The organism is Microbacterium sp. B35-04 (genome assembly GCF_010634885.1).
Lineage (GTDB): Bacteria > Actinomycetota > Actinomycetes > Actinomycetales > Microbacteriaceae > Microbacterium.
The window spans coordinates 27,369-45,891 of sequence record NZ_MWLP01000035.1; the positions used below are offsets into that span (position 1 = coordinate 27,369).

Genomic DNA, 18,523 nt, shown 5'->3' on the forward strand with positions numbered 1-18,523 from the left:
CGAGCTGCTCAATCTGCTGACGTCGCGCGTCCATCTGCGAGTACAGGTCGCTGATCAGAGCGAGAATCGCTGCGCGGCTCATGCGAGTACCACCTCTGCCGTGCGGACGGTTCCACCCGCTTCCTTGGCCTTGATTCGGAGCTTCGCCGCGCCGTTCGTGGAGTCGAACCTGAGCGCCATCTCACCGGCAGCGGGGTCCGCCTCTCCGGGGCCGGGTTTGCCTTTGTGATCACCGCACCGCCCGCGTGGATCCGGGCAACCGCGGTGCCGCCCGAGTTCTACCGGCGCGTCAGATCCGCAGTCTGCGCAGCGACCCCCTGAATGTAGACGGGGTCCTCGCCGCGGCGTTCGCGTAGACCGTCACCCGGCCCTGGCTGGTCGTGGTCGGCGCGCTGAACGAGTTCCTCGGCGATCAGGATCGAGCGTGCACGGATCTGGCCCGTGCCGCTCGCGTCCCGCTCCACGTCGAGATTGCCGTTGAAGTCGAGCCCGGTGACCTGGTGCACGCCCGCCTCGAGGAAGCGGAGCGCACCGGACGAGTTGTCGGCGCGCCAGTTCGTCGCACCGTCAGCGATGTTGATACCCGGCGTCGTGTCGATCCCCGAATGCACGCCGTTGGGCGAGTTCTGCGCGTTCGCGCCAGCGACACCGCCGGCACGGATGCCGCCGTTTGCGTCGAGGCCACCGTTCGCGATCGTCACCGCGGCGGCGTTGTACCCGCGGTGTAGATCGCGCACTTCGCGGTTCATCGGTCTGCTGGTCGACGAAGATGCCGTACTGGTTGTCGATTGTGCCGCCGCCCTTGCGGCTGTCCGACACAAGCAGGCCGCACGAGTCGGTGACGTGCGCGTCGACCGCGGAGTCTTCGATGTGCGCCTCAGCCGAAGGGCCGACGATCTTGTCGCCGCACCACGACGGGGCGTAGACGTGCACTTCGGACAGGCGTCCGTAGATGTTGCGGACGTTCAGCCCGTCGCCCGCGATGTCGTCGGTCACAACGAAATCGTTGCCGCCGAAGATGAACCGTGCGGGCAGCCGAGGGCGCTGGACACGTTGTCAATATGCCAGGTGGTTGGTGCCGTCCGCGAGCTCGACTGGCGGTTCGCGTCCGGACGCTACACCGCCGCCGACCGACACGCGCTTGCGGCAGCGCCGCGTTGGGGTAGGCGCATTCGGCCAGCGCCGCGGCACGTGTCCACGTCGCGAGCGAGAGGCCGGTGACTAGGCCGGGCGCGGTGATATCCGGCGGATCGAGGCGGTCACGGGATTCCTAGTGACCGTGCCAGCCTTCACCACGGGTCCGCGTCCCCAGAACGACACCTGCGAGTCGAAGTTGCGCCGGTCGCCGACGCCCCGAGCACGGTCCCGCCTGCCTGCGGAACAGGAGATACGGGCTGGCCTGACCCGAGTAGGCCTCCGCGGTGAACCAGCCGTCGATCTTCCCCCGAGAAGGTGTAGCGCACGTTGTCGGACGTTCCGGGAGGCAGCGTCGAGCCGGCAAGCAACCGAATCGGGGGCGTTCCGACTCATGCCTCGTTTGCCGCCCTACATCAAGCTAGCGATCCATACCCCAGCAATGCCGAGGCAGACCGTGGCCGCTACCGCCGCGACCCGCCAGCGGCTCATTGCAGCCAGGAAGAGCATCGCTGAAACCCCGTCGATTGCCGCGTACGCCGATACGAGTGTCTCAAGCTGAAAGTTCTTCGCGAACGACGACGTGATTGCAAGGGCTGCGACGGCGGGTACAACCACAATTGTGATACGGGATGCATTAGCGGGGAGGAATCGATAGGCAGCTCTCTGGGCAACTGAATTTCCGACTGACGCGGCGAGCCAGAGACCCGTGATTGCGGCTAGCTGAAGAAAGTCAGGCCGGAACGCCGCCGCAGCACCGACGAGCGTGAGGCCGATGCACCCTGCTCCGACATAGGCAAAGGCGAGGAAACGCATCGCGGGTCGGACGGTGTTGGTATCGCGGTGGACGATGCGCGGCATCACGGCGTTTACGAATGTGGCCACCACGGAGCCAACGATCTTGGTCGCGACGCTGAGTATCGTCAGCGCCGACGGTGGCAACGCGACTGCTAGCGATTGGATGACAGCGAGTCCTCCATATCCAACGCCCGCCTTTGTCAGGAACCAGCCGGCACCGAGCGACTTCGCGTTGGGATCTCGCGAGAGAGTGGTCCAGGACTGGGTTCCCACACCACGCACGGTTTGAGTGATCAGCAGGGCGATGTTGCCAAGCGCGAGCGCCGCGACCATGCTCGTGACCAAGTAGTCGCCGGGAATTGGGAGGAGCAACACAACGAGTGCAAGCGCGTTGGAGGGCAACGCGACCGCAGCCATCCACCGGGGATCCCCGATAGCTTCCGCGGACACCGCACGGATCCAAACGCACGACTGGAAGAAGGCATTGATTGCTACTGCTAGGACAACCGGAAAGAGCGTGGACTCCATTCGCCCGTTGAGCCACATCCAGAACGTCCCCGCGCCGACAAGAACGATCGCCAGCACGGGGGTAGAGACGCGAATCCTCTCCGCCAAACGACTCGTCATCTTGTGCTTGTTGAGCAACATTGGGAAGAGGACGCCGACGACGATGATCTGAGTAGGCAGCATCCCCATGTTGAACAAATACAGGTACGCATCGGTGGTTTCGTTCGCCCCCACGCGGGCTAGGAGCGTCAGAAGTTGGAGTACGCCGATGCCTTGCGATGCGATCGACAACATCGGGGCGATCGAATGGTTCCAGAACCTGATGATTACTACTCCTTGCGAGACGCGCGGCGTCTGGTGTGGACATCGAACCCCACGCGAGGCCTGGCGTGGCGGAGGCTCAGGCGCTCACCGCCGGCTGAGAGTAGACGCATGCCGGATGACGGCGTCTATCTGGCTCAGATAGACGGCCCTGCTGAACCGAGCGCGCCAGTGCTCGTGGGTCTCTGACCGGCCCGGAAGGCCGTTTCGGGCACCGACTAGAGCCTGCAATGGTGAGTTGTTTCTAGGGGCAATTTGGACGAACCGACCATCAATGTACCCGTCCATACCCAGCCCACCCGTGACAATCACAGGGACGCCCACCTGCATCGAACCGACGAGGATCATGTGGCCAGCGGCTCGTTCGCGGTCCAATAACGGCAGATAGGTCAAATGAGATCCCGCGATCGCGGCACCGAAGTCGACCTGCGAGAGCGATGGCAGATAGTGGACGACTGCCGGGCCATTCCGAAACGTACGCTCTGGACCTCCCACGGCCACGACAAGCTCGATGGACTCGTTGGACGAAAGTACTTGTTGCTCAAGTAGCGCGACAGCCTTTAGATCCCGGTCCGAAGAGCCGCCCACAAAAATGCGGAATGGTTCGTGCAGCGGAGGGTCGCTCGGGTTGTACGGGAAGTCGTTCCCGTAGATCACAGAGACAGCTCGGCCACCAGAACGATTCCAGTTCTCTGCCTCGACGCGGGACAAAGTGATGAACAGGGCCTTCGGCAGGAGCTTGCGAAGTATGGCCCAGTTTCTCGTCCCAGGGGTCGCGTAGATACCCGTCACCACAGTTCGCTGTCGCCCGAGCATTCTAAGTGCGACCGCGATCCAGGGATTGGTGGCGAGATACGTCTCGCTTCGAGGACGGCCGATTGTTTTCAACGCGACAATGAACGAGTCCAGACCCAAACCGAGTGCCCGGCGCCCGGCCCGGGAACCGCTTTCGCTTGCTCCCACGAAAGTTATGACGTCGCCTACCGACCCTGCAGCGAGCCACTGCTCCGCGGACGCAATGGGGCCGAGCGTAACGACAGTTACCTGCGCCTCGTTCGCGTGGCGCGTCACGATGACTCCATCTCTCGCCAACCTGCGATGGCATCGTGCATGACTCGCTCCTGAACGGCTGCGATCTGCGCAGCATCGGCGGTGACTGCGGCGATGATGGCTGAGCGCCACGACTCTGCGTCGTCGGTTGCTAGCCAGGCGCTGTCACCCCCTAGCACATCGTCCAGGACGGAACCATGGGGGCCTACCACTGGAGTCCCTGATTCGAGCGCCCGAATCGCCACGCCACTTTGATAGAACCGTCGATAGGGGATCAAGATAACGCTGGCCGCCTCAAGCTGCTCGCGGAACTCTGCCTCCGAGAGAAACCTCGCATCGACTCGCCACCCAGGCACGTTGGGCCATCCCCGTCCAACAATCGAAAGTTCCCATTCCGTGTCTGCGATACCCGCTAGCGATTCCAGGAGATCTAGGTCGCGGTCGGGCTTGAACTGACCTAGCACCACGACGCGTGTTGAGGAAGTCCTACGCGGAGGGCTTACGCGAGTCGTGATCGGGTGCGGAACTCGCTGGATTCGACTGGGAGGCACGCCGATTGACGTCGCCAAAGTGTTGTGCGCCGATTCGCTGTGGGTTAGAAGGGAAATCCTTCGAGCGAGCAAACGAGCAGACAGGCGACCCACCCAGCCGTAGCCCACGGCCCGAACCAGCGGGACTGGATCGTGGATCACCAACCGACCCCGGCCAAGGAAGAGGCGAATCAAGATCGAGTCGAAGAACCCCAATATCGGCCAAACGACAATGGTGTCGGAACCAGGCATGGAACGTCGAAGCCTTCGCGCGCGTCGCAATAGGGTGACATATCGAAAAAGCCAGCGGACCCCACCGCCGTCCGTTGCCGACGGCTCGAGCGTCGCCAATCGTTCCGATGGCCTCCCGGTGGCGTCGAGGATCTGGCCTGCCTCGTCGGTGTAATGCTTCAGAGCAGCACCGAGTGGATTGACGAGCAGCGTGCGATCCGGACTGGTGGGGAGCGTGACAGTGGCACCGCGCAGTAGATCTCGCGCGTTCTGCCAGCGCCCGTTCAACACCGCGGAGCACATTCGTCGGAGTATCAGCACGATCGACTGGAGCGCTCCTATGCCCAGCGGGGCGTGTCGACGGTGCAGCAGGCGAATGTTTCGTGCGAAGTAGAACGCGGGTGTTCCAGACGATTGCTGAGACGCCTTTGCTCCCGACACCACCGCTAGCCGCCCGCCGGCGTAGCCGAGCCGGAGGTGCAAGTCGACCTCTTCCATGTACAGGAAGAACGACTCGTCGAACGGTCGAGTGGGAAGCGCCACCGTTCGATAGAGCACTACCGCACCGTCGAGCCAGCTGCAATCGTTGGCGGCGGGTCCGTCGTTCGACTCCGTTGTGCGGTGCACGGGCAGGCGAAGGAGGGGCGAGATTGATCCGCCCAGCGACCAAATGGTGCCGGAAGATAAGTCACTGCGTAGTTCGGGACCGACCGCGACGAGCGAAGGGTCGGCGTCGAGCGCCGCCGTCAGCAGCTGCAGGCACTGCTCGTGGAGTTCGACCTCGTGGGTCGCTACAAGTGTGTAGTCGCCGGCAATGCCGGCTGCCGCTAGCGCCTCCAACCCAGCGTTCACTGCGGCACCGTAGCCATCATTTCGGACGAAGAGCGTGCGTGTACCAGCGGGCAAGTCCGCTTGAAGTGCGACAGCAAGGTCGGGGCGCTCGGAGTTGTCTACGACTACGAGGCGCTCTGCCGACAAGCCACGATTGACGAGCGCGTGGACAACTTCTCCGATTGCGTTGTGTCTGTTGTGGTGCACTACGACCGCGGACAGGTGCGGCAGCGTGGTTCGGGGGATCATCCACTCCTCAACCATCTGTCAGACTCTTCGCGCCCGTCGCGCGCGGGCAACGTGCTGACTACGAACGCGGGGTTGAGTGGCGACGCAATTGCCGCTTCGAGCGCAGTCGACAGCGCTTCGGCTGAAACAACCGAGTGGCCGTTATCGGTGAGCCATTCGGCAAACCCGGTCTCGCCGCTCGTGACGATCGTGAGTCCGTGCGCCAACGCTTCTTTGATCGGCAGCCCGACCTGCTCACGCCACCGCCCGTCTCGTTTGGAGGGAGCGATCAGTACACGGTGCCGCAGGTAGAGGCTGCTGATGGCCGCGTGCTCAACACGAGACACGTGTGTTCTTCGCTCGGGGCGTTCGGTGACCCAGGAACGTACTACCGGCGCGAGGGGTCCGTCACCAACAAGTGTGATGCGCGGCTGGACATCAGAGACGCCGCCAGCGTCCTCGATTGCCTCCCACGCTCGGAGCACCGCTAGGACTCCCTTCCGGTCTTCCATTCGACCGACGAACAGGGCGTCTCTGTTGGATCCATCGGTGACTGACGGAGCAGGGGCCGGTAGCTCGAGGATGGTTCGCGTGCTGGCGGCGCCGACTCCCATCTCTGCATACGTATATGCGGCTCCCGGAGTCCCAAACACCGCCCTGTCGAGGGTCCGCGCAAGACTGAGGCGAATCGCGAGGCGGACGCCCCGAGTCACCATTCGGCGAAGGGGTCCGCGGTAGCCCACTAACGCATCCGGAGCGTTGTTCTCGATGCAGTAGGCCACGGTTTGTGCGCGTCGCGCTTTCATTGCTCGGATAAGCCATGCGATCACGATTGTCCGCGGAAGTTCGCGCATCCACAGAGGCTCCGGCAATTCCACAATGGGCGTATCCACGCGACGCAGCTCTTCCACGAGTCGACGAACGGTTAGCCGCTGAAACCGTGGATCGAGAGGCGCGGCGCCGAGATCCCATTTGCACGTCCGGTACAGCACCACGTCGGCGGCGGCCGCACCCCACTCGGTGTATCGCTCCACGTGCGCGGCTCGCAACTCGGGAACGATGTGAATCAGCGGCGCAGGCTCAGTCACGGCCCGACTCAACACCCTTCATGTATTTTCGATCGACCCGCTCCCAAGAGTCGGGCGTCGCTCGCGTGCTATCCGCGCGGGCGATTGCGAAGTCGCTCACGACGTGGCGGCCGAACGCATGGCGCTGCTGGTTTCGGTGGTTCGTGTTCCCACCAGGTCGCGCAAGGCCGACTCATAGCCGCCGCAGATGTTCTCCCATGAGTACCGCTTGGATGCTCGCAACTGGTTTCGCGCGGAGGCGGCCTCCTGGCGGCGCGAATCGTGCAGCAACCCTCGAATCGACGCTGCGATTGCATCCGCGTTAGGTTCACACAGCTGACTTCCGTCTGCAAGAACCTCTGCGTTGTACACGGTGTCTCGTGCCACGATCGGTGCTCCCGACGCCATCGCTTGTACTAGTGCTGGATTCGTGCCCCCGACGGAGTGACCATGAAAATAGACGCCCGCGTTTTGCCATAGGGCGGCAAGCAGATCGTCGTTGCTGACGTGACCGAGCCATTGCACCCGCTCGTACGCGGCAGCGAGTGCCGCCGCACGCTCGTCGAACTCGCCGCCGTAGCCTGTGGAACCGACAATCACCACTGGAGCGCTTTCCTGAATCCGGGGCACGGCGTCAAAGAAGGCGCTGATTGTATTCTCAGGGACGAACCGCGCCACCAGAAGCACATATCCACGCCTCGGAAGGCCAAGGGGTGCCGATTGTGGCGCTGATGGCTCGCCACCGTAGGGAAGGAAGATTCCCTCGCGTCCGAAGTCCGTTTTCCAGCGGTCACCAATCGCCTCAGCGTCGAAGACCAGCTTCGTGGCATGCTTTGCGGTGAGGCGCGCTCCTTGCTTGAAGGCTCGCTTCGCGATCGCGCTCCATTTGTCGCGATCCCATTCGATTCCGTCGACGTTCACCAAAGTCGGGATGTTGGCCCTGCGGAGCGTCGGCAACCAGAAGCCATTTGCAACATTCATCACGAGGGCGGCGTCCACCTTGCGCCGAACAGCGTCATTCGTCGCGGAGTAGCCGAAACTGAGGGTCGAGAGCGACTTCGACTCTATGCCGAACGTCTCCACGGCGTTCACACGCTCGTCGCGCTGCGCATCATGCGGAAGTGTGGCTCCCGGCCGCCCATACACCGTTACATCCCAGCCGGCATCGCACAAGAATGGCGCCAACTTACGTACCGCCGTCTCGAACCCGCCGTAATAGCTCGGGTACCCACGCGTGCCGATGATCGCGACAGATGGCAAGGTTCATCCCTCCAGATAGTTCAAACATGACTAATGCGCAGAGTTGCCAGGGGTTAGGGCCGCACGCGCGGTCTTGACGAGGATCACGAAATCGCCGAGGAGCGACCAGTTCTCGACGTACGCGAGATCGAGCCGGACGGAGTCTTCCCATGAAAGCGACGAACGGCCGCCGACCTGCCATGCGCCAGTGATCCCAGGTTTCATGAGGAAGCGGCGGTGGACGTGCGCGGCGTACTTCTCAACCTCAGCCGGCAGCGGCGGGCGTGGACCGACGAGCGACATGTTGCTCGCGATCACGTTGAGCAATTGCGGCAGTTCATCAAGGCTGTACCTGCGCATGAACTTGCCGACCGCTGTCACGCGCGGGTCGTCAGCCATTTTGAACAGGACCTCGTTACCGGAGTTCTGATTTTCGCGGAGGTCGGCCAAGAGATCTTCGGCGTTGACAACCATTGTCCGGAACTTGAGCATCTCGAACTCGCGACCCCGCAGGCCGATTCGCGTCTGACGGAAAAGGATCGGGCCCTCGGAAGTTAGTCGGACGCTGATGGCGAGGAACGCGAACAGTGGGCTAATCAGAATCAGCCCGAGCACTGAGATAACAAGATCCATCGTGCGCTTTGCGATGCGCTGACCGCGGCTGAACTTCGGGGTTTCGACATGGATCAGCGGCAGGCCGGCCACCGGGCGCGTGTGGATGCGCGGGCCCGCGATATCGACGATGCTTGGGGCCAGCACGAGATGCTGATGGCCGGCCTCGAGCGCCCAGGAGATCTGCTTCACCTTCGTCGGCGGCAGGTCGTCGGTGCTGGTCACAGCTACGGTGTCGGCGCCCGTGGCCGCGATGGCGCGCTCGACGTTGTCGACGGTTCCCATGACCGGGACGGTTGTGCCGGGGATTACGTCGGCGACCTTGCCCGATGGGACGCAGGCGCCGACCACCCGGTAGCCGGCGGTGGGGGAGCGGTGAAGCTCACGCGCGATCGCCGCGACCGAGTCGGCAGAACCGACGAGCAACACCTTGGCGGAGTACTCACCGAGCCACCGCTGCGCGATGAGCCACTGACGCCAGAGCCACCGCTCGAAGAGAAGCGTGAAGATGCCGAGCGGCAGGGCGATGAGGAGGTAGCCGCGAGCGACGTCGACCCGGAAGAGGAACGCGAAGATTGCGATCGCGCCGAACAGGGTGAAGCTCGCGCGAGCCACGCGGACGTACTCCGTGTTGCCGGCGCCGATCACGCGATGATCGCGCGAGTCGATGAGGGCGAGCGCCCACATCCATGCGACCACCAGCCCAGCGGAGAACACCCAGTACGAGAACTCGTTGAAGCGGGCATCCTCGCGGATTGCGACCTGGGCGTTGCCCCAGCCGAACCAGAGGAGCTGCGTGCCGTAGACCGTCCACACAAGGATGAAGAGGTCGCTGAACCATAGGCGCCTCGCGTAGGCGCGGCGCCAGGGGGTGCGGCGCGCTTCGACAGGCTCAGCGACCGAGGGCGGCTCAGCGACCGAGGGCGGCTCAGCGACCGAGGGCGGGGTGGGTGCGGAGGCTTGGGGCGTTTCGTCTCGCTCGTTCCTCGCTCGCTCAACGACCGGAGAACCGCCGGCTTGCTCAACGACCGGCGAGGCGTCGGCTTGCTCAACGACCGGCGAGGCGTCGGCTCGCTCAACGACCGGCGAAGCGTCGGCTCGCTCAACGACCGGCGAAGCGTCGGCTCGCTCGACGACCGGCGAGGCGTCGGCCGGCTCAACGACCGGAGAGGTGTCGATGACCGGAGCGGCATCAAGCGCTGCGGCGGCGGGGCTCGCCGAACCGGCGGCTGCCCTGGCCTGGGGAATGGGCGGCGTCTCCATTGGCGCGTCGATGTGGGGACTCGACGTCACGGTGCCTTCTCGCTTTTTGGCGGATTTTTCCGCCACCACCGGCAGGTTAGCAGTCGGCCGTCGCGGGGGAATGTACGAGGTGGGCATCCAGATCCTGATGTGGGAAAGCGTCATTCCCATTATGAGAGCGCCCTCATGCATTCGTCGACATGTTTCGCCCCGCGGCGGCATGTCAACCTCAGGATTGGCTTAAGGCCCCACCGTGACGAGGGAATCGCCCGCCCAGACCATGACCCCGCCGCCCGCCGAGTCGATCGCCACCGGGGCCGCGGCATCCGTCTCAGCGGCGCAGCCGAGCACCGCAGCAGACTCCGTATCGCCGACCGACACCCGCGAAACAGCCACGCCGTCGCAGTCCTCGGCGCGATGCCCGACGAGGATGTCGGAGCCATCGATCCCGACCGCCACCGCGCCCTCGGGGGGCAGCTGCGTCCACTCGGAATCCGACCACGACCACGCGCGGCCATCGCACACCAGCGCCACGACGTCGCCGAACGCGTGCAGCCCCGCGGCAGCTGGGCACGGCGCGGGCACGGGGCCTGAGGAAAGGCGCACGGAGCCGGCATCCGTCGGATCGACGTAGCGCGACGCGGCCAGCACGTCGGGATACGACTCCCAGAACTCGCCGCGCGTGTACGTGCGCAGGGCCTGCGCCTCGCAGCCGGACATCGCCGCCACGATCTCGGCGTCGCGGCCCGAGAAGGCGTCGAGCGTCTGCACCTGGGCGATGCCGAGGTAGGCCGGCGTCACATCGGCCCACGTTGCGCCCTCGTCGGTCGAACGCTCGATGACCGGTGCCGGCCCGCCGCAGGCGCCCGCCGTGGCCCGCCACCAGACCTCGGACCCGATCGACAGGAAGCGTGTCTGCTCGCGCCGCACCTGCTCGGCGGTCGGGGTGGGCGTCGGCGCCTGCACGCCGAGAGTGAAGGTCGGCACCGGCTGGGCCGCGTCGCCGGCGGAAGCGGGGCGGGTGTGCTGGTACGCCGCCCAGGCGAGCACGGCGACCACGACGAGCAGCGCGAGCACCCCCGTGATCGCGAACAACCTCGCTGCGCCGAACCGTGGCATACGCGGCCGGCGACTCAGGGCAGCGGGTCGTTGCGGCGGGGGGCGTTCGACGCGCCGCCCGCCTGCCGGATGATGTCGTCGATCGTCAGCTCCGCGTTTTGCTGCGGTGCGCGCGGCTGCTCAGCCGGTGGCGCGGGGATCGAGCGCACCGGACCGGGAGCCGTGGTCGGCGCTGCCGGTGCCGAGGGACGCGTGGGCGCCGACGGGCGTGCCTGCGCGGTCGACTGTCGCGCCGGAGCGAACGACGACGGCGCGGCGCTTGCCGCGGCCTTCTTCGGCGCCTTGCCGAACCGGCCGCGCTTGACGGGCTTGTCGTCGACGTAGCCGTACGACCCGTACCCATACCCGTAGGCGTATGAGTCCGGCCCGCGCGTCGGAACCATCGTCATCGCAACCCCGGCGATGTGGGCGCCGGCGGTCTGCAGCGCATCGATCGCGCCCGCCAGCTGGTGCCGATTGGTGTGGCCGGCCGAGACCACGAGGATCGCCCCGTTGGTCTCTTTCGCCAGGATCGCGGCATCCGTCACGGGAAGCAGGGGAGGAGCATCGCAGAGCACGATGTCCACATCGCGCTCGAGCGCCTCGAGCAGCTGGCGCATGCTCTTCGAGCCCAGCAGCTCGCTCGGGTTCGGCGGGATCTTGCCGGCTGGCAGCACGTACAGGCTGCGGTTGCCCCACGGCAGCATCACGTCGCTCAGGTGCGCCCGGCCGATCAGCACGTCGGTCAGGCCGACGCCGCCCTCGATCCCGAGGTACTCGGCGACCTTCGGCTTGCGCAGGTCGGCGTCGATCAGCACGACGCGCTTGCCGGCATCGGCGAGTGCGATGGCGAGGTTGATCGTGGTCGTCGACTTGCCCTCGCTCGGCAGGCTCGAGCTGACCACGAACGACGCGCGGCCCTCGGTCTCGAGGAACTGCAGGTTGGTGCGCATGGCGCGGAACGACTCCGCCCGGGGGCTGAGCGGATCGGCGTGCACGATGAGCGGGCGTTCCTTCGCCCTCGGGTCGAACGCGATCGCGCCGATGATGGGGCGGTCGGTGACCTGCTCCACGTCACGCGGTGTGCGGATGCGCGTGTCGAGCACGGCGCGCAGCACCGCGACGCCGATGCCCAGCGCGAGACCGACCAGCGCACCCAGCGCCAGGTTGAGCGGCACGTTGGGGCTCGACGGCTTGAGCGGCGGCAGCGCGTCCTTCACACGTTCGAGGCTCACCGGGCTGGTGTCGGTGCCGTTCGGCGTCTCGAGCTCTTCGACGACCGAGGTCAGCGACATCGCGAGCGCGTTCGCGGTCTCAGCGGCCCGCACCGGGTCGGTATCGGTCACCGTGATCGTGATCAGCGTCGTATTGAGAGCAGCGGATGCCTCGACCCGCGCCTCGAGGTCATTCGCCGTCGTGCCGAGCCCGAGTTCGGCGATCACCGGGTTCATGACGATCGGCGTCGTGACCAGGTTCGTGTAGGTCTGCACGCGGGACTGCGTGAAGTTCGATCCCTGCTGCAGATCCTGGATCGTCGAGCCCGACTGGGTCGACACGAAGACCGTGCTCTGCGCCTCGTACTCGGGCGTGCGGGTGAGCGACCAGACCGCGGCGAGGCCGACGCCGACGAGGGTCGCGACGACGATGATCACCCAGTTCTTGCGCAGAATCCGGATGTAGTCGGTGAGCTCCATGTCGCCTCTCGCAGGTGCCGGTGTGCTCCGTGCATTCTTCCACAGGGCCTGGCTGCGGCCGGGAAAGCGTTACGCGAGCGCCGCCCGCACGGTCTGCGCGACGACCGTCACCGCCGGCTCGATCTGCTGCGCCGACAGCAGATACGTCTCCCACGGCTGCCGGTACGGGTCGACCACGTCGTCGTCGGCCGGATCGTCCGGCGGCGGCACGAGACCCCGATACGAGGCGATGACGGATGCCGCGGCCCGCACCTTCTCGGACGCCGAGGTGGCGGCATCCGTCGCGGCACGCAGCTCGTCGGCAGGCACGGCCGGGGCCAGCCGTGCGAACTCGCGGATCGTGAACGTCGACCGCAGCCGCGACGGCGCGAGCTCGGCGATCGCGCGGCGGTGCGTGCGGGTCATCGCGAGGATGAGGTCGGGCTGGAGCAGGTGCTGCTCGGTGAGGAAGCGCGAACGGTGCTCGGCGGTCTCATTGGCGGGCACCCCGAGCGCCTGCGCGATGTGCGCCGCCTCGCGCGTCATCGGCGCGGCGGGGAGGCCCCGCGTGCCGGCGCTTGCGACGTGCGGCGCCAGGTCGGCCAGGCGAGCACGCAGCAGCTGCTCGGCCAGCGGCGAGCGGCAGATGTTGCCAGTGCACACCGTGAAGATCTCGAACAAAGGGGTGCCTCCACGGGGCGGGTAACGTAGGCGCGTGCCCGATCAGCCTAGCGACGCCGCGCCCGCGGTAGACGTCTGGGCGATCCAGCCCCCGCCTGCGGACGACCTCGATTCGAGCGGCGGCGGGATGGATGAGGGTGAACCGGCGCAGCGGCGCTCGCGGCGCTCGTCGCACCAGCCCCGCACCGACTGGCGCCTGGGCGGGCGCACCGTGCTGCGGTGGCGCGAGGGGCTTCTCGCCATCGCACTCATCTCGCTCGGCGTGGCCGTGCTGGCCGGGTCGATGATCGCCACGGTGTGGCCGTCGCCGTGGGCCGCGGCATCCGCCACCGTCATCGTCTGGATCGGGATGCTGGTGCCCGTCGTGTGGGCCTTCAGCCGGTCGCGACCCATCGGCCTGCTGCGCGTGCGCGCGCTGGACGTGCTCTACGGCCTGGTGCTCGGCGGGCTGCTGCGTACGACGCAGGGCTGGATCGAGGGCCTCGACGGCACGCCGGCAGCGCTCCCGACCCTGACGCGGATCGACGGCTCGTGGGGTTTCTCCACCATCGCTCTCGACATCGTGGTGCCGGTCGTGGTGGCGCCGGTCGTCGAGGAGTTCTTCTTCCGCGCCGTCGTGCTGGTCTCGCTCTACACGGTGCTGCGCCGACCGTTCGGCAAGCCGACGGCGGGGATCGTGGCCGCTCTCGCGTCGACCGGGTTGTTCGTGGTCGTGCACGGCATCTCAGGCGGGGTGGCCGTCAGCGACGTCGTCTCACTGTCGCTCCTCGGCGCAGTGTGCGCTGCCCTCGTGATGCTCACGGGGCGCATCTGGGGGGCCGTGCTCGTGCACGTCGTCTACAACGCGTCGTACGTGGTGCTGGCGCTGCTCGAAAGCGCAATGTCCTAGATCAGGGCGCATTCTGCTCGAAACTGTCCCCCTTATGGGGGACAGATGATGCAACTTGTTACCTTCTGGTAACCCCAGGCCTCGCGGCGAACTCTCAGGATGCAGTAGCGTGGCACCCGTCGGCTCATCGGGTGAACGCTTGCCGACCCCTCTTTTCGCCGAAGACGCGAACATCAAACCTCGGGAGTTCTCATGTTCAAAAAGGCATTCGCCACGATTGCTGTCGCCGGCCTGCTCGTTCTCGGTGGCGCGGCGGCCGCGTCCGCCGATTACCCCTCTGACGTCACCATCACCGCCGGTGACGCGACCCTCACCGTGGGTCAGTCCACCACCGTCACCGCCGGCAACCTGGGCGATCGAACGGCTGTCTCCTTCTCCGTCAGCCCCACCACCGGCGGCTCGCTGTCTTCGATCGTGCTCGCGAGCGCGGGTAGCAGCGTCGAGAAGTCCGTCGTCGATGGCTCGGCTTCCGCCACGTTCACGGCCGACGCCGTCGGCACGTACGTCGTCAGCGTGTCGGACGCCGAAGGCACGCTCGGTTCGGTGACCATCTCGGTCGCCGCGACCGGCAGTGGCACGGGCAGCGGCTCGGGTGAGCTGCCCGCCACGGGTGGCACCGTGCCCGCCGCCTTCATCTGGCTCGGCGTCGGCGCCATCGGCCTCGGCGGCATCGCCGTGGCGGCCGCGGTCGCCCGCCGTCGCGCGGCCGGCAACCGCTGAACAACGACTCCTCGAAGACCCCGGGCCTGAGCCCGGGGTCTTCGTCGTCGTCTGCGCTCGGTTCGGGCGACGTGCCGGGTGCCGCTGAAGCGCAGGCTTCCGGCGACGCCCGGGGTTCCGGTGACGCCCGGGGTTCCGGTGACGCCCGGGCATGGCGGAGGCCGTGGCCGGCCCTGGTCGTCGCCGCGGGCGGAGTGGCCGCCACCGCGGCGGTGCTGCTCCTGCTTCCGCGGGTGCACGCGGCCACGGTGCTGTGGCCGCCGATCCTCGTCGCCGTCGCTGATCTCCTCTTGTTATCGGCACCGCTGATCGCGGCTGTGATCCTCGCCGTCCGGGTGTCCGGCGACCGGTTCGCGCCGGCGACGGGTCTGCGTGGCTTCTCGTGGATCGACATCGCGGCGGGCATCGGCGTCGGCCTGCTCGCGCGCGCACTCGTCGAACTCGCCGCACCCACAGCGGGCGGGCTCGGCGCGGGGCTCGGTGCTGGGCTCGGTGGCGCCGAAGAAGCCGGCGTGGTGGCCGCGACGGTCGTCGCCCTGGCGGGCGCGGTGCTGGTCACGCCGTTCATCGAGGAGCTGTTCTTCCGCGGACTCCTGCAGCGCGCGCTGGCAGACGCGCTGACGGATGCCGGACCCGCCGTCGCCGGGGTGGTCGCCGTGCTCGTCAGCACCGCTGCCTTCACGGCGCTGCACGTGGTGGCTGCAGGGAGCGTCGTCGGCGTGGGGCTCGTGCTCGGCACCGTGGCGGTGGGGCTGGGCTGCGGCATCCTGAGCCTCCTCACCGGCAGGCTCGGCGGCGCCATCACGGCGCACATCGTCTACAACGCGATCGGCGTGGCGCTGCTGCTGTGACGGCGCGGGCTGTGACGGCGCGGTGGGCGGGCCGGTCGGCGGCGATCTGCGGGGGTGGAGAGCGGTGGAGGCGAGGCGGTGCGCGTCAGCGCACCACGGCGGTCACTGTCGACAGCTCGGCCAGCACATGCTCGCTCACCGAGCCGAGCAGCAGTCGGGATATGCCGGTGCGGCCATGCGTTCCGACCACCGCGAGTCGGGCTGCGCTCGCAACGTCGTTGATCGCCGAGCCGGGATCGCCCTCGGCGACGTGGGTGTCGATGTGCAGTGACGGGTACTCCGCGCGCACCGGCTCGACCAGTCCCTCGACCATGCGTTCGGTCTCGTCCTGCAGATCGATGAGGTACGACGAATCGGGGTAGTAGCCCGCGCCCAGGCCGTAGTCCGCGGTCAAGGCAACCGGCATCCACACCGACACCGCCGTCAGAGTCTCATCGGCCTTCGCGGCTTCATCGGCCGCGAACGCCAGCGCGCGCTGCGACAGTTCGGATCCGTCGACGCCCACGACGACGCCCGACCGCGCCGACACATCGATGTCGGGCACCACGACGACCGTGCTGTGCGCGCCCGCCACGATGCGACGACCGTGCGGGCCGCGGCGGCCGTCATGACCCTCGCCACCGATATCACTGCCGATCACGAGAAGCGCGGCATCCGTCGACTCCTCGATCAATGTCGCCGTGGGATTGCCGTGCGAGACGGCGATGCGCATGCGGAGGCCGCGGCCGGCCATGCGTTCGACCTCTTTCGCGGCGAGAGCGTCGGCGCCGGCCAGGGCATGCGTCAGCACCTCGTCGCGCCCGACCCTGCCGAGGGAGCCGCCCACGACTGAGATCAGCACGAGCTCGCGACCCTCGGCGACCGCGCGATCGGCGGCCCAATCCGTCACACGCCTCGAGACCGGGCGATCCGTCACGCCCGCGACGATTGGACCAGCTGCCATGACGGGCCCCCTCCGATGGCACCAGGCTAGCGAGGTGTGCGGAGCCTGCACAGAGACCGCGATGCTGTTGTGGCGCCGACGCGTTCGAGCCGGGGCCTCGCGACGAGGGGGCGGGCGGTGCGACAGCCGGGGGCAGTCGATATCCGTTGTCGTTGCCCTCGTACACGATGGGACCGCGCACCGCAAGCGCTGGCGGGGTGTGGCGTAGAGACAGGTACTCTAGCCCGCCCAGCCCCGACACAGGAAGGCGCGCGACGTTGGTCCGCAAGTCGAAAAGCGGCAGCCCGAGCCGCGACGTCGGCATCTCTTCGGATGATGCCGACGGGCGAAGGCGCGCACTCGATGAGCTCTTCGGGGCTGCCTCCGCGAGCGCGGGGCGGCCGACCGACACGGTCGAAGAGGCCGACGCCCACGAGCGCCTCGCAGCATTCTTCGGTCAAGCCGCACAGCCTGACGCGCCGACATTGAGTGCTCGCACTGCCGAACCGGATCGCGAAGAGCCGGCCGCCGTGCCGACGCCTGCCTCGGCGATCGTTGGCGCGCCCGCGGTGCCGACGCCTGACTCGTCGAGGGATGCCACGCCCGCCGTGCCGAGCCCCGACTCGTCGATCGGGGTCGACCCAGTCGAGGATCCGGACGCGGCGGTGCTGCCGGAGGATCTGCGAACTCCCCCGGAGGATGTCGACGCGTTGATTGCGCCGCACGGCGATGATGACCTCTTCCGCCTTGACCGCGACGGGGAACCGTTCCTTGACGGCGGCGAGGAGCCCTTCCTCGACGGCGACGAGGATCCGTTCCTTGACGCCGACATGCAGGCCCTGTTCGGCGAGCTCGCCGAAGAGGACGAGCCGGCGGAACCGCCGATCACTGGACCCACCGTCGCGGCCGCGGTCGTCGCACCCGCCGAGCCGACCTCCGCGCCGCGCACGAAAGGTCAGAGCAAGCGAGCCGCGAAGGCGGCGGCCGCCACGCCGCAGCTCGAGGGCCACGTCGCGTCGACGCCCCGCAGCCGGGGCGTCTGGGGGAGAGGGGCGTGGTGGGCCGTCGGAGTCGCGGTGGCCGTCGTCGGTCTTCTCCTGGCTGGCAGCGTCTACGTCGCGCAGATCGCCCCCGCGCAAGAGGGAGAGCTGCGCGCGGCCGTTGTGGAGTTCCAGAACGCCGCCGACGCCGCGAAGGAGCCCGTTTCGGCGCTGGATGCTGCGTACGCCCAGTACGAGACGACGGCAGCCGCTGCCCGGGCTGCTGCCGACGGCGCGGGCCCGGCTCTCGCGGCTGTCGCCGGCATGGCCGATCAGCCGACGCTCGACGCAGCGACAGCGGCCCACGTGGCGCTCGTCGCGCTTCTCGACGACACGAAGCTGCCCGAGCGGCCCGCGGACTACACCCCGCCGGCCGTCGAGACGATCGACGACCCCACTGCTGCCGACGCGGCGGCGTCCGACGCGCGCGAGTACGCGGCCACCGTCGAAGACGTCACCGCGGAGGTCGTCGCCGCGACCGAGGCGGTGACCCAGAAGGCCACAGCGCTCGCCGAGGCGCAGCGCGCGCTCGGGGCGAGCCTGCCGGCGACGGCGGAGGCCATCGGTCTGGAGAATCCGCTCGCGCTGCGGTCGTTCCGCGACGCCGTCATCGCCGCGGCGGCCGCCGTCGTCGCCGCTCAAGCCGCGGGCGGCAGCGGCGATGGCGAGCTGCTCGCGTATGCCGCGGCCGTGACTGCCCTGCGTGCCGACCAGGTGCGTGCCGAGCAGGTCGGCACGTCACGGCGTTCCACGGCCCCGATTCCCGCGCCCCAGCCGAGGACCGAGCCCGAGCCGGCGCCTGCCCCGGCGCCAGCACCCGCACCGGCCCCAGCACCCGCACCGGCACCGGACCCAGCGC

15 protein-coding genes and 1 pseudogene are annotated in these 18,523 nt (G+C 67.4%); 4 read left to right on the top strand and 12 right to left on the bottom strand.

The annotated features are described in order from the left end of the window. Window positions 1-278: 278 nt before the first annotated feature. From B1729_RS09945 to B1729_RS09995, 11 genes are all read right to left on the bottom strand, one after another. On the bottom strand, window positions 279-611 hold the full coding sequence (locus B1729_RS09945; RefSeq protein ID WP_163632500.1) for a hypothetical protein: 333 nt from the start codon (window positions 609-611) through the stop codon (window positions 279-281). Further along, the gene (locus B1729_RS09950; protein ID WP_163632502.1) at window positions 568-996 is read right to left on the bottom strand and encodes a hypothetical protein; all 429 of its coding nucleotides are present in this window, start codon (window positions 994-996) and stop codon (window positions 568-570) included. The genes B1729_RS09945 and B1729_RS09950 overlap by 44 nt, the downstream gene beginning before the upstream one ends. Before the next feature lie 549 nt (window positions 997-1,545). Beyond that, entirely contained in the window at window positions 1,546-2,733 is a 1,188-nt protein-coding gene (locus B1729_RS09955; protein WP_163632504.1) for a hypothetical protein, read from the bottom strand. 114 nt (window positions 2,734-2,847) lie between these two features. After that, the gene (locus B1729_RS09960) at window positions 2,848-3,831 is read right to left on the bottom strand and encodes a glycosyltransferase family 4 protein (RefSeq protein ID WP_163632506.1); all 984 of its coding nucleotides are present in this window, start codon (window positions 3,829-3,831) and stop codon (window positions 2,848-2,850) included. Then, window positions 3,828-5,666, bottom strand: a complete 1,839-nt coding sequence (locus tag B1729_RS09965) for a glycosyltransferase (protein ID WP_163632508.1) — start codon at window positions 5,664-5,666, stop codon at window positions 3,828-3,830. The genes B1729_RS09960 and B1729_RS09965 overlap by 4 nt, the downstream gene beginning before the upstream one ends. Continuing rightward, on the bottom strand, window positions 5,648-6,718 hold the full coding sequence (locus B1729_RS09970; RefSeq protein WP_163632510.1) for a glycosyltransferase: 1,071 nt from the start codon (window positions 6,716-6,718) through the stop codon (window positions 5,648-5,650). The genes B1729_RS09965 and B1729_RS09970 overlap by 19 nt, the downstream gene beginning before the upstream one ends. A 96-nt stretch (window positions 6,719-6,814) precedes the next feature. Continuing rightward, the gene (locus tag B1729_RS09975) at window positions 6,815-7,957 is read right to left on the bottom strand and encodes a glycosyltransferase (protein ID WP_163632512.1); all 1,143 of its coding nucleotides are present in this window, start codon (window positions 7,955-7,957) and stop codon (window positions 6,815-6,817) included. Window positions 7,958-7,987: 30 nt separating this feature from the next. Next, window positions 7,988-9,955 carry a sugar transferase gene (locus B1729_RS09980; RefSeq protein WP_239539583.1) on the bottom strand — a complete coding sequence of 656 codons (1,968 nt, stop codon included), beginning with the start codon at window positions 9,953-9,955 and terminating at the stop codon, window positions 7,988-7,990. Window positions 9,956-10,030: 75 nt separating this feature from the next. Further along, on the bottom strand, window positions 10,031-10,885 hold the full coding sequence (locus tag B1729_RS09985; protein ID WP_163632514.1) for a hypothetical protein: 855 nt from the start codon (window positions 10,883-10,885) through the stop codon (window positions 10,031-10,033). Window positions 10,886-10,923: 38 nt separating this feature from the next. Continuing rightward, window positions 10,924-12,582, bottom strand: coding sequence for a polysaccharide biosynthesis tyrosine autokinase (locus B1729_RS09990; protein ID WP_163632516.1), 1,659 nt, complete (start codon window positions 12,580-12,582; stop codon window positions 10,924-10,926). Window positions 12,583-12,651: 69 nt separating this feature from the next. After that, window positions 12,652-13,242, bottom strand: coding sequence for a low molecular weight phosphatase family protein (locus tag B1729_RS09995; protein ID WP_163632518.1), 591 nt, complete (start codon window positions 13,240-13,242; stop codon window positions 12,652-12,654). 34 nt (window positions 13,243-13,276) lie between these two features. Between B1729_RS09995 and B1729_RS10000 the strand changes: the two genes are divergently transcribed. The 3 genes from B1729_RS10000 to B1729_RS10010 all read left to right on the top strand — a co-directional run bounded on the left by B1729_RS10000 (window position 13,277) and on the right by B1729_RS10010 (window position 15,702). Then, window positions 13,277-14,131, top strand: a complete 855-nt coding sequence (locus B1729_RS10000; protein ID WP_163632520.1) for a type II CAAX endopeptidase family protein — start codon at window positions 13,277-13,279, stop codon at window positions 14,129-14,131. Window positions 14,132-14,323: 192 nt separating this feature from the next. Then, on the top strand, window positions 14,324-14,851 hold the full coding sequence (locus B1729_RS10005; protein WP_163632522.1) for an LPXTG cell wall anchor domain-containing protein: 528 nt from the start codon (window positions 14,324-14,326) through the stop codon (window positions 14,849-14,851). 194 nt (window positions 14,852-15,045) lie between these two features. After that, window positions 15,046-15,702: a CPBP family intramembrane glutamic endopeptidase gene (locus B1729_RS10010; RefSeq protein ID WP_163632524.1), complete on the top strand. Its 657-nt coding sequence runs from the start codon at window positions 15,046-15,048 to the stop codon at window positions 15,700-15,702. An 85-nt stretch (window positions 15,703-15,787) separates the two neighbouring features. Here B1729_RS10010 and B1729_RS10015 read toward each other — a convergent pair whose 3' ends face one another. Further along, complete coding sequence (locus tag B1729_RS10015) at window positions 15,788-16,645, bottom strand: universal stress protein (protein WP_163632525.1); 858 nt, start codon at window positions 16,643-16,645, stop codon at window positions 15,788-15,790. Between the two features lie 257 nt (window positions 16,646-16,902). Here B1729_RS10015 and B1729_RS10020 point away from each other — a divergent pair. Then, window positions 16,903-18,523: pseudogene (locus tag B1729_RS10020) on the top strand (hypothetical protein); the annotation flags it as partial.